Source organism: Nioella sp. MMSF_3534 (assembly GCF_030732985.1).
Classification (GTDB): Bacteria; Pseudomonadota; Alphaproteobacteria; order Rhodobacterales; family Rhodobacteraceae; genus Nioella.
Window position 1 is genome coordinate 43866 of the sequence record NZ_JASHJX010000027.1, and the last position, 12162, is coordinate 56027.

The window sequence follows — 12162 nt, forward strand, 5'->3', positions numbered from 1 at the left end:
CGGTGAGGTCGCGATGCGTGCCGAAAGAGCAAGTCGGCTGGCATGGCGGGTTACCTTTCCGCATCCCTTGGACGCTGCCGCCCATTTACCTTGCCCGCAAGCGCGCCTAGCTTGGGCACATGGAGTCGCAGCTGGAGTATCATACGGCGCTGGCCTGGCTGGAATGGCAGGTGGAGCTTGGCGCGGATGAGGCCATCGGGGAAAGCCCGGTGGACCGGTTTGCCGTGCCCGAGCCTTCGCCCGCTGCCAAGGCCCCGGCCGCTGCGCCGGTGGTCAAGGCCGAGGAGGCCGATCCGGTGGTCGAGGCGCGGCTGGCCGCCAAACGGGCCGACAGCCTGGAGGCCCTGCGCGCCGAGATGGAGGGCTTTCCCCATTGCGATCTGAGGATGGGCGCGCGCAGTTTCGTCTTTTCCGATGGCAACCCGGCGGCGCGGCTGATGATCGTGGGCGAAGCGCCGGGGCGGGACGAGGATATCCAGGGCAAACCCTTCGTTGGTCGGGCGGGGCAATTGCTGGACCGGATGTTCGATGCGATCGGCATGGGGCGGGATCATCCGGATGCCGATCAGGCGCTCTATATCACCAATATCCTGCCATGGCGGCCGCCGCAGAACCGCGACCCGAGCCCGGTTGAAATGGCGATGATGCTGCCCTTCGTGACCCGCCATATCGAGCTGGCAGCGCCCGAGATCGTGGTGCTGATGGGCAATATCTCTTGCGACGGGCTGCTGGGACGGCGGGGAATCACCCGGCTGCGCGGGCAATGGCAGGAGGTGCAGGGCCGCCCCGCCCTGCCCATGTTCCACCCGGCTTACCTGCTGCGGCAACCTGCCAAGAAGCGCGAGTCTTGGGCGGATCTGCTGGCGTTGAAGGCGAGGTTGGCGCGGTGAAGATCCTGGCGTTTTCAGACCTGCATTTGGCCCGCAGTCGCGCCGCCGATCTGGTGGCGGCAAGTGCGGAGGCCGATCTGGTGATCGGGGCCGGGGATTTCTGCAATATGCGTCAGGGGCTGGGCGAGGCGATGGCGCTGCTGACTGGGCTGCAGGCGCCGATGGTGGCGGTGCCGGGCAATGCCGAAAGCGCGGATGAGCTGCGCGCGGCGGTAGGGCCGGGCGTGACCGTGCTGCATGGCGAGGGGTGCGAGATTGGCGGGCTGACACTCTTCGGGCTTGGTTACGGCGTGCCGGTGACGCCCTTCGGGTCCTGGTCCTGCGATCTGAGCGAGGCCTTCGCGGCGGAGTTGCTGGCAGGTTGCGAGACGGCGGATATCCTGATCACCCATTCGCCGCCCAAGGGTGTGGTGGACCGCACATCGGCGGGGCAGTCGGTGGGATCGACCGCGATCCGCGCGGCGATAGAGCGCATCGCGCCCCGGCTGGCACTTTGCGGGCATATCCATGACAGTTGGGGGCAGGAAGGCCGGATCGGTGCGACGCGTGTCGTGAACCTCGGCCCGCGTGTGAACTGGTTTGAGGTCGATCCATGAGCCGTATCGACGAGAGCAAGGACTTCATCCCGGTGCGCATCGCGGTGCTGGCGGTGTCGGATACGCGCAGCCTGGCCGAGGATAAATCCGGCGATGTGCTGGAGGGGCGCATACGCGACGCGGGGCATATTCTGGCAGACCGCAAAATCCTGCGCGATGAACGGGCCGAGATCGCGGATCAGCTGCGCGCCTGGTGTGCGGACCCGGAGATTGACGTGATCCTCACCACCGGTGGCACCGGGCTGACCGGGCGCGATGTGACGGTGGAGGCGCATCGGGATGTCTATGAGAAAGAGATCGAGGCCTTTGCCACGGTCTTTACCATGGTGTCTTTCCAGAAGATCGGGACCAGTGCGGTGCAGAGCCGGGCGACCGGGGGCGTTGCCAATGGAACTTACCTGTTCGCACTGCCGGGGTCTTCGGGGGCCTGCAAGGATGCCTGGGACGAAATCCTGCGCTGGCAGCTCGATTACCGGCACCGGCCCTGCAACTTCGTCGAGATTTTTCCGCGCCTGGACGAGCACAAGCGACGGAAATGATCTGCTTGCCCGTGTCAGCTTGTGCTTGGCGGTTTTGCGCCGCCGCTCTATCTAGCTAGACAGGACGTCCAAAAGGCCACGGCCCATGCGCTTTTTCCGCCGCTCCCTTGCGGGGCTTTTTCTGATTTCGCTCACGCTCGGGCTGCTGGTCTGGGCGGGGTCCACGATTTATGCGTCCCTGCAAGCGCGCTGGGCCGAAGAAGGCCGCCCTGCCATTGCCCGCGAGCGGGTTTTTTCGGCGGAAGTCGTGACGCTGACCTTGCAGGACGCAACGCCGGTTTTGACTGCCTTTGGCGAGATCAACAGCCGCCGCACGCTGGAATTGCGGGCCCCGGCGGCGGGGACGGTTCTGGAACTGGCCGACGGGTTTGAAAACGGCGGCGAAGTGGCCGAGGGTGCGCTGTTGCTGCGCATCGACCCGGCGGAGGCGCAATCGGCGCTGGATGTGACCGCCACCGACCTGCGAGAAGCCGAGAACACGCTGGCCGAGGCGGAGGCCGCCGTGGAACTGGCGCGCGAAGATGTGGAGGCCGCCCGCACGCAGGCGGAACTGCGGGACCGGGCGCTGATCCGGCAACAAGACCTGCTGGAACGCGGCGTGGGGTCGGCGGCAACGGTGGAAACGGCGGAACTGGCGGCGGCGAGCGCCCATCAGGCGGTTCTGTCGCGCCGTCAGGCCTTGGCGCAGGCCGAGGCGCAGCTGGATCAGGCGGGCACCGCGCTGGAGCGTCGCAGGATTGCGCTGGCCGAGGCCGAGCGGGTGCTGGCGGAAACCGAGCTGCGGGCGGAATTTGCGGGCGTGCTGGCCGATGTGACCGTGGTTCAGGGACGGCTGGTCAACCGCAACGAACAGGTGGCCACTCTGATCGACGCGCAGGCGCTGGAGGTGTCGTTCCGCGTCTCGACCGCGCAATATGCCCGGCTGTTGGACGAGGACGGGCGACTGCCTCGCGCCGACGTCACCGTGGTGCTGGATGTGCTGGGCATAGATGTGACAGCCCCCGCCCGCCTGACCCGCGAAAGCGGTGCGGTGGAGGAGGGGCAGTCGGGCCGGTTGCTGTTTGCCGAATTGCTGGAAACCCGCGGCTTCCGGGCCGGGGATTTCGTGACCGTGCGTTTGCAGGAACCCGAACTGCAACAGGTCGCCATCCTTCCCGCCACCGCGCTGGATGCCGAGGGGCGGTTGCTGGTTCTGGGTGAGGAAGATCGCCTTGAAGAGGTGCAGGTCACCCTGCTGCGCCGTCAGGGCGACAATGTCATCATCCGGGCCCCGCCGCATCTGGAAGGGGTTGAGGTGGTCAGTGCCCGCTCGCCCTCGCTTGGGGCCGGTATCCGGGTAAACCCGCTGCGACCTGCTCAGGACGGGGCGGAGGCCCCGGCGGAACCCGATACCATCGCGCTCGACCCTGAACGCCGCGCGCGTTTGATCGCCTTTGTCGAGGGCAACGGCTTCATCCCCGCAGATGTCAAGGAACGGATGCTGCGCCAGTTGCGAGAGGACGAGGTGCCGCTGCGCATGGTCAACCGTCTCGAAAGCCGGATGGACGGATGAGACGGCTGCCGGATAGCGCCGGAGGCATCCTCTCCTACTTCACGCGCCACGCGACGGCTGCGAACCTTCTGCTGGTGGTTCTGATCGTCGTCGGGCTGGCGGTGTTCCCGCGCATGCGGGCGCAGTTCTTCCCCGATGTTGTGGTCGATAATGTCAGCGTCTCCGTCACCTGGGACGGGGCCGGGGCCGAGGATGTGGACCAGGCCATCGTCGCGGTGCTGGAACCGGTGTTGCTGGCGGTCGAGGGCGTCACGGAAAGCAGCGCCACCAGCCGCGAGGGGCGGGCGAGCATAAGGCTGGAATTCGAACCCAGTTGGGACATGGGCCGTGCCGCCGATGACGTGCAGGTCGCGGTCGATAGCGTGTCCACGCTGCCCGAAGACGCCGAGGACCCGGTGGTCCGGCGCGGGGTCTGGCGCGACCGGGTCACGGATGTGGTGATCTCCGGCCCCGTGGGCGTCGACCAGCTGGGGCGGTTTGCCGATGAATTCGTCGCGCGGCTGTTTGATCAGGGCGTGACGCGCACGACGATCCGGGGCGTGGCCGCGCCCGAGATCGTGGTCGAGGTGCCCTCTGCCGAGCTGATCCGAAACGATATCTCCATGGCCGAGATTGCCGCCGCCATCGAGGCAGAGGTCGACACTTCGCCCGCTGGTGACGTGACCGGGGCGAATGCCCGTGTTCGGACCGGGGTGGCGCGGCGCTCGGCGGTCGATATCGCGGGGATCGTGCTGCGCTATAACGCGGACGGGTCGGCCCTGACCATCGGTGATGTTGCGACCGTAACCGAAGAAGGCATCGACCGGGAACGCGCCTATTTCGTGGGCGAGAACCCGGCGATTTCGGTGCGCGTGGACCGGTCCGACCGGGGCGATGCCATCGGCATCCAGCGCACGGTGGAAGAGGTCGCCGCCGAGATGGAATTGACCTTGCCGGAAGGTGTTGCCATCGAGCTGATCCGCACCCGCGCCGAGGCCATTACCGGGCGCCTGAATATCCTGATGGATAACGGGCTGATGGGGCTTGGGCTGGTGGTTTTGCTGCTGTTCCTGTTCCTCAACGCGCGCACCGCCTTCTGGGTGGCGGCAGGGATTCCCGTGGCGATGCTGTCGGCGATCACGCTGATGTATATCGCCGGGCTGACGATCAACATGATCTCGCTTTTCGCACTGATCATCACGCTTGGCATCGTGGTGGATGACGCCATTGTCGTGGGGGAACACGCCGATTTCCGCGTGCGGCGGTTGGGGGAAACCCCGGTTCAGGCGGCAGAAAACGCCGCCCGCCGCATGGCCGCGCCGGTGTTTTCCGCGACCGTCACGACGGTGCTGGCCTTTGCCGGGCTGGTCGCCATCGGCGGGCGGTTCGGCGAGTTGATCGCCGATATCCCCTTCACCGTGATCGCGGTGCTGATGGCAAGCCTTGTGGAATGCTTCCTGATCCTGCCCAATCACATGGCCCATGCGCTGGCCCATTCGGACAAGCAGCATTGGTATGACTGGCCAAGCCGGGTGGTGAACCGGGGGTTCGGCTGGTTCCGCGATACACTGTTCCGCCCGTTGATGCGGCTGGTGATCTGGGCGCGCTACCCGGTGCTGGCGGGGGTGATCCTGATCCTGGCCAGTCAGGTTGCGGTTTTCATCCGGGGCGATGTGACATGGCGGTTCTTCAACGCGCCGGAACAATCCTCGGTCTCTGGCAATTTCGCCATGCTGGAGGGCGCCAGCCGCGATGACAGCCTTGAGATGATGCGCGAGATGCAGCGCGCCACGGCTGCCGTCGCGGCCCGGTATGAGGAGGAATACGGGCTGAGCCCCCTGACCTTCGTTCTGGCCGAGATCGGTGGCACCACCGGGCGCGGCCTGGCCGTCGCTGACAATAAGGATGCCGATCTGCTGGGCTCCATCGCCATCGAGCTGATCGACGCCGACCTGCGGCCCTATTCCAGCTTTCAGTTCGTGGCCGACCTACAGGACGAGGTGCGCCAGCATCCGCTGGCCGAGGCCGTCAGTTTCCGTGGCTGGCGCGGCGGGCCGGGGGGCGATGCGCTGGATATCCAGCTATTCGGGGCCGAGGCGGAGGTGCTGAAATCCGCCGCCATGGCGATCCAGACCGCGCTGGCCGCCTACCCGGAAGTGTCGGGCCTGGAGGATACGCTGGCCTATGACCGCGAGGAGCTGATCCTGGAACTGACCCCGCAGGGGCAGGCGCTGGGCTTCGATATCGGCTCGCTCGGTCGGGTGCTGCGCGCCCGTCTGAACGGGGTGGAGGCCGCGACCTTCCCCTCGGGCGTGCGTACCGCGTCGATCCGGGTGGAGCTGCCGCAGGATGAGCTGACCGCCGATTTCCTCGACCGGACCCTGCTGCGCACGGCGACGGGGGAATATGTTCCGCTGGCCGATCTGGTGTCCGTCACCTCGCGGATCGGCTTTTCCACCATCGAACGGGAAAACGGGCTGCGGCTGGTCTCGGTCACCGGCGATCTGTCAGAGGACGACCCGGCCCGCGCCGAACAGGTGATGGAAGAGCTGCGAGAGGTGATCCTGCCGCAGATCGAGGCCGATTACGGCGTCGGATACCGGCTGGCCGGGCTGGCAGAGCAGGAAAACGATTTCCTGAATGACGCGATGCTGGGCTTTGGTCTGTGCCTTGTGGGGATCTACCTGGTGCTGGCCTGGATTTTCGCCAGCTGGACGCGGCCGATCGTGGTGATGGCGATCATCCCCTTCGGGCTGGTGGGCACGATCTATGGCCATGCCGCATGGGACGTGCCTTTGAGCATGTTCACCGTGGTGGGGCTGATCGGGATGACCGGGATCATCATCAACGATTCCATCGTGCTGATCACGACGGTGGACGACTACGCCCGCGACCGGGGGCTGGTGCCTGCGATTGTCGATGCGGTGGCAGACCGGTTGCGTCCGGTGCTGCTGACCACGCTGACCACGGTTCTGGGGCTGGCGCCGCTGCTTTATGAACGCTCTGCCGATGCGCAATTCCTGAAACCCACGGTGATCACGCTGGTCTATGGGCTTGGCTTTGGCCTGTTCATCGTGCTGCTGGTGGTGCCGTCCATTCTGGCCATGCAACAGGACGTGGCACGGCAGATGCAGGCGCTGCGCCGGGGGCTAAGAACGGCGGCGCGCGCGCCGGCTCTGGCGGCGGCGGTGGGGCTGGCTGTTGTCGCGGTTGCGGCGCTCTTCGCGGCAACGCTTGGCGCTCAGATCGTCACGGGCGCGATGTGGGCGCCGCTGGCGTCACAGGTTCCGCTGGAGGGTGCACGCGGGGCGTTCCTGGGCTTCCTCGGCGGCACGGCGGCAATCTGCTTTGGGTTTTGGATCTTGGGCCTCTTCCTGGTTGGGGTCATGTCGCTGAGACGCGCAATCCAGTCTTCCTGACCACGCGATTGTGTCGCGAGACCTCCTGCGAGAATCTTCCAAAAGATGCCTTCTGTGGATCCTCGGGGGTTGGCACGCAGGCCGATTGTAATTTCCATTCCGTGTAGCAGGCTGAAGTCGACCCCTCAGTAATCTGGAATGTGAATAGTTGACAAAGATCAACGAATAGACCTTCGGATCCTTTTACACTACCCTTGTCTTCAAGGTTTGAGGTTCTGGAGAACCGTGGCGATCTGCAAGGGGGGGTATGAGCGATGGCACAAGACTATGAGGTGGCGTCATTCGCACCGGTCCATCCGGCGTTGGGCTTTTTGTCCGTTCAGAATGTTTCGACGATCATAGGAAGCTCCGATACCGATGACGGTACGTGGGATCTGGGCGACAGGTTTCTCGAGAGCTCTACCAATCGCCTTTTTGACGGTTTCTACGAAGACGCGTCTGGCAATCTGTTCCTTGTTTTTGTCAACAGCTCTGGCGACATCACGGAACTCGTGTCGCCAAACTCAACAGGAGCCTATCCGACCCACGTTGATGATATCCCGGCCTATACCCGGTCTCAGCTTGCGCTGTGCTTTTTGGCAGGGACGCGGATCACCGTGCCGGACGGTGAGCGACGGGTGGAGACCCTTAGCATAGGGGACAGGTTGTCTACGCAGGATGGCCAGACCGCAAAGGTCAAATGGATCGGTCGCCAGACCGTCTCCACCCGCTTCGGCCCTGCAGAGCGCCTGATGCCGGTGCGCTTTGCCGCCGGGTCTCTGGGCGCGGACCTGCCACATACCGACCTGACCGTGACTGCCGATCACGGAATGCTGGTGGACGGGGTGATCTGTCATGCGGGGGCGCTGGTGAACGGAACCACGATCACCCGCGTGCCGCTGGCCGTGATGGGCGAGAGCTACACCGTCTACCACATCGAGACCGAGGAACATGAGATCATCCTCGCCAATGGTGCCCTCGCCGAGACGTTTATCGACAATGTCAGCCGCCGGGTCTTCGACAACTATGCAGAGTTCGAGTCGCTTTATGGCGAGGTGCCGGAGATGGAGGAACTGCCCTACCCCCGTGCGATGTCCGCGCGGCAGGTGCCGGGGAGGGTCACCGTTCGTCTTGGCCGCTCCCGCAGTGCTTATTGCTGATCGCCACGCACGACCGTCATGGATGAAAGGTCTGGCCCAGATTCAATTTGGTGTTGTCCTGTTGTCATCGGACACCTAGGGTCGCCGATACTACTCATGCGCAATGGTTTTTCAGCCTCATGCGCCGTCGATAGCCATATTAGGAGAAGCCAATGCCCGTTTCCGTTGGAGATATCTATTTCACGTCGCTGATCACCGATCCCGATGGGTCGAACGCGGACTCCTTTTCCTTTGTGACGACGACGAATATCGCGGCGGGCGAAACCATCACCTTCCACCAGCCAGAGGCTCTCGGGGATGGGTTTTTCACCTACACGGTGGGGGTTGGCGGCCTGTCGGCCCTGGATCAGGTGGTGATCATTCTGCCCAACAATAGCTCGGCAACGGTTCAATCCGATCCCTCCGGAGGCTCAATCTCCGGCTTCACAGGCACCATTTCGATCACCTCATCTGACAACCTTATTGCCGGTTCGGGCGGGCAGGTGATCGCCGCGATCAGCAATGGCGGTTTGTGGAACCAGACTTTAACGAACCTATCGGTCACCACGGATACTCTGACGGTGACCGGCCTGTCGGACAGCGCATTGAACACTTTCATCGCAAACAATCCGACACTCGCCAGCCCCGCGGTCGAGGATCTCGATAATTTTACGAATGTCCGAGACAACATGATGTTCACTGGCGGTGACATCACCCTACACGGGGACGATCACAATTACTGGACCGGAACAAACGACCCAGTCAGCCATACCAACCCCGATGTGAATGGCACGACCTACGCCACTCAGGCTGCCAATGTGACGTGCTTTCTTGCCGGAAGCCTGATCTCCACAATTGACGGGGAGAAGCCGGTTGAATCGCTCTCCATCGGCGATCTCATCGTTTCTCAGAATGGCAGTTGCACGCCCGTCAAATGGATCGGACGTCAGACCGTGTCCACCCGCTTCGGCCCCGCCGAAAGGCTGATGCCTGTCCGCTTTGCTGCCGGGTCTCTGGGCGAGGGCCTGCCGCATACGGACCTGACGGTCACCGCCGATCACGGGATGCTTGTTGGCGGCGTCATCTGCCACGCGGGCGCGCTGGTGAACGGTACCACGATCACGCGGGTGCCGCTGGCCGAGATGGGCGAGAGCTACACCGTCTACCATATCGAGACGGAAGAGCACGAAATCATCCTCGCCAATGGTGCCCCCGCCGAGACGTTTATCGACAATGTCAGCCGCCGGGTCTTCGACAACTATGCCGAGTTCGAGGCGCTCTACGGCGATGTGCCCGAGATGGAAGAGCTGCCTTACCCCCGTGCGATGTCCGCGCGGCAGGTGCCGGGGTGGGTGATACGGGCAATCGCGGGTGCAAAGGTCGCCTAAAACGGATATTTCACTTTTAATTCAATGCGTTGCTTCGCCCTGCCCGCGGGATTGCAGTCCAGTGGATCGCAGGCTTGACGCCGCATTTGGCTTGGGTGCAGTGTCACGGGATTGAGCTTGCAGACAGATTACGGGGGAACCAGTTATGCCAACGTCATTCACTTTCGGATCTTTTGCCTACTGCAATGCCAGGGGGCGGACAGACGGCGGCGATGAAGGCACGTTCCAGGTTGTCGCCACGATCGATGACGGCGTGGTTTCGGTCGGGGACGAGGTGTCGCTTTCCGGGTTGCCGTCGCACATTCTGTTGGAATTCTTCGACGCCGCCGGTGTCTCCGGGCCTCTCTACTATCTCGGGACCGGCGTTTTCGATGGCAGCACGGGCTATGTATTCGGCACCGCTGCGACCGTGGGCGACAGCGACGGCCTGTTCACCACATACGATTCTTCTACGGCAGGAAGCCCCGATGCGGGGTCTGATGTGGAGTTCTTCAAGGACAATCCAGGCAGCCAGACCCTTGGGACGTCACCGGCCTGTTTCCTTGCCGGGGCGATGATTGCAACGCCCGCGGGCGAGGTCGCGGTCGAGACCCTTGAGATGGGCGACCAAATTCTGACCACCGAGGGTCATGCGGTCTTGGTCAAATGGATCGGCCGCCAGACCGTCTCCACCCGCTTCGGCCCTGCTGAGCGGCTGATGCCGGTGCGGTTTGCGGCTGGCTCGCTCGGCGATGGCCTGCCGCATTCTGACCTGACCGTCACTGCCGACCACGGGATGCTGGTGGATGGGGTCATTTGCCACGCCGGGGCTTTGGTCAACGGAACCACGATCACCCGCGTTCCTCTGGCCGAGATGGGGGAGACTTACACGGTTTACCATATCGAGACCGAGGAGCATGAGATCATCCTCGCCAATGGCGCACCTGCGGAGACCTTCATTGACAATGTCTCCCGACGCGCCTTCGACAACTATTCAGAGTTCGAGGCGCTCTACAGCGATGTGCCCGAGATGGAAGAACTGCCTTACCCCCGTGCGATGTCTGCGCGGCAGGTGCCGGCGCGGATTCGGCGCATCTCGTCCGCACAAAGAGTCGCGTGACATACCGCCTGAATGATTTGCCATTCAACTATTGACAGGCGATTTCAGAGGGTTAGGGTTCGGCCCGTGGGGGACGGTTATTTTTGACCGCTTCGTTGGCTTGGTATCAGCGTTTTTGTTGAGGCCTTTTTGATCCAGCGGCCCGGTGTGACGGGCATCGGCCGGAGATCGCGTGGCTTGAAGCGCCCCCGCGCAAATGTTGATAGAAAACCGAGGGCGACATGGCGACATTCATCGGCGGATTCGACGGGATTGTTCGTCTCTACGGCACCTCGGATGACGGCACCGCGCTGTCCTGGACATCCACTCAGTCTCAGACCGGTGCCGGTAATACTATTACCGATACCAATGACGATGGCGACCTCGATATCGGGCTCGACCATGTCGCAAACCAGCTCTACACCTTCTCTGGTTACTATTACACGGATCAGAACGGGACACAGCATCCGATCTTTGAACGGGCTTACAACATCCCGTCCATTGCGCCGCACATCATCGTCTACAGCACGTCCGAGGTTGACCTGGCCGCCGAGTTCCCTAGCTCGGGCGCGATTACGGACAGTACGGACAACCTCCCGTTTGGTACGACAGGGTATCACGACTACACACATCTCATGAGATTGGACGGCGTGACTGATGACGGAACGACACTGTCTTGGACAACCAAGTTGCCGCCTTTCTACCAGCCCCATACCGTGGTGGATCAGAACAATGACGGCAATCTCGATATCGGGATCGACACCGTCGATGGCACCGACTGGGTGTTCAGCGGCTACTACTACACGCATTCGGACGGCAGCGAGCATCCGATCTTCTATTCTGCCGCCAATGGCTCTTACTACATCCCCTACAACCGGGCTGAAACCGAACTGGGGGATGACGTGCCGAGTTCCGGTTCGACCACGAATTTCTCAAACAATTTCGAGCCCAATGGCGCGCCGCTCTGCTTTGCCGAAGGCAGCCTGATCGCAACGCCAGCAGGCGAGGTCGCGGTGGAGCGCCTGTGCATCGGGGATACGGTCCTGACTGCCGAGGGCCGTGCGGTGCTCGTCAAGTGGATCGGTCGCCAGACGGTGATGACCCGGTTCGGCCCCGCAGAACGGCTGATGCCGGTGCGGTTTGCGGCGGGGTCTCTTGGTGCGGGCCTGCCGCATGCTGACCTGACCGTCACCGCCGACCACGGGATGTTGGTGGACGGTGTGATCTGTCATGCCGGGGCGCTGGTGAATGGGACGTCCATCACGCGGGTGCCGCTCGCCGAGATGGGGGAGACCTACACCGTCTATCATGTGGAAACCGAGGAACATGAGATCATCCTCGCAAATGGTGCGCCTGCGGAAACGTTTATCGACAATGTCTCCCGCCGCGTCTTCGACAACTTCGCCGAGTTCGAGGCGCTTTATGGGGACGTGCCGGAGATGGAAGAACTGCCTTACCCCCGCGCGATGTCTGCGCGGCAGGTGTCGGCATCAATCGTCGGGAAGCTGAGCAGGAGGGCGGCCGCTTAGGCTCAGGACCCATTGATTTCCGTCTGGCGGCATGATTCACGGCTCGAAAAAACGAGCGGTAACATGTCTGATCT

At 63.2% G+C, this 12162-nt stretch carries 9 protein-coding genes; all 9 read left to right on the forward strand.

Translation table 11 applies throughout. The features are described from left to right. Positions 1–119 precede the first annotated feature (119 nt). Positions 120–890, forward strand: a complete 771-nt coding sequence (locus RBB16_RS12550; protein WP_306046496.1) for a uracil-DNA glycosylase — start codon at positions 120–122, stop codon at positions 888–890. After that, positions 887–1486 carry a metallophosphoesterase family protein gene (locus RBB16_RS12555; RefSeq protein ID WP_306046505.1) on the forward strand — a complete coding sequence of 200 codons (600 nt, stop codon included), beginning with the start codon at positions 887–889 and terminating at the stop codon, positions 1484–1486. The genes RBB16_RS12550 and RBB16_RS12555 overlap by 4 nt, the downstream gene beginning before the upstream one ends. Next, on the forward strand, positions 1483–2025 hold the full coding sequence (gene moaB, locus RBB16_RS12560) for a molybdenum cofactor biosynthesis protein B (RefSeq protein ID WP_306046497.1): 543 nt from the start codon (positions 1483–1485) through the stop codon (positions 2023–2025). Before RBB16_RS12555 ends, moaB begins: the two co-directional genes overlap by 4 nt. A gap of 85 nt (positions 2026–2110) precedes the next feature. Next, complete coding sequence (locus RBB16_RS12565; RefSeq protein ID WP_306046498.1) at positions 2111–3577, forward strand: efflux RND transporter periplasmic adaptor subunit; 1467 nt, start codon at positions 2111–2113, stop codon at positions 3575–3577. Beyond that, the gene (locus RBB16_RS12570) at positions 3574–6975 is read left to right on the forward strand and encodes an efflux RND transporter permease subunit (RefSeq protein ID WP_306046499.1); all 3402 of its coding nucleotides are present in this window, start codon (positions 3574–3576) and stop codon (positions 6973–6975) included. Before RBB16_RS12565 ends, RBB16_RS12570 begins: the two co-directional genes overlap by 4 nt. A 254-nt stretch (positions 6976–7229) precedes the next feature. Further along, positions 7230–8114, forward strand: a complete 885-nt coding sequence (locus RBB16_RS12575) for a Hint domain-containing protein (RefSeq protein ID WP_306046500.1) — start codon at positions 7230–7232, stop codon at positions 8112–8114. A gap of 152 nt (positions 8115–8266) precedes the next feature. Next, positions 8267–9481, forward strand: a complete 1215-nt coding sequence (locus tag RBB16_RS12580) for a Hint domain-containing protein (RefSeq protein WP_306046501.1) — start codon at positions 8267–8269, stop codon at positions 9479–9481. A gap of 145 nt (positions 9482–9626) precedes the next feature. Further along, positions 9627–10580, forward strand: a complete 954-nt coding sequence (locus RBB16_RS12585) for a Hint domain-containing protein (protein ID WP_306046502.1) — start codon at positions 9627–9629, stop codon at positions 10578–10580. 221 nt (positions 10581–10801) lie between these two features. Then, entirely contained in the window at positions 10802–12088 is a 1287-nt protein-coding gene (locus RBB16_RS12590) for a Hint domain-containing protein (protein ID WP_306046503.1), read from the forward strand. Positions 12089–12162: the final 74 nt, after the last annotated feature.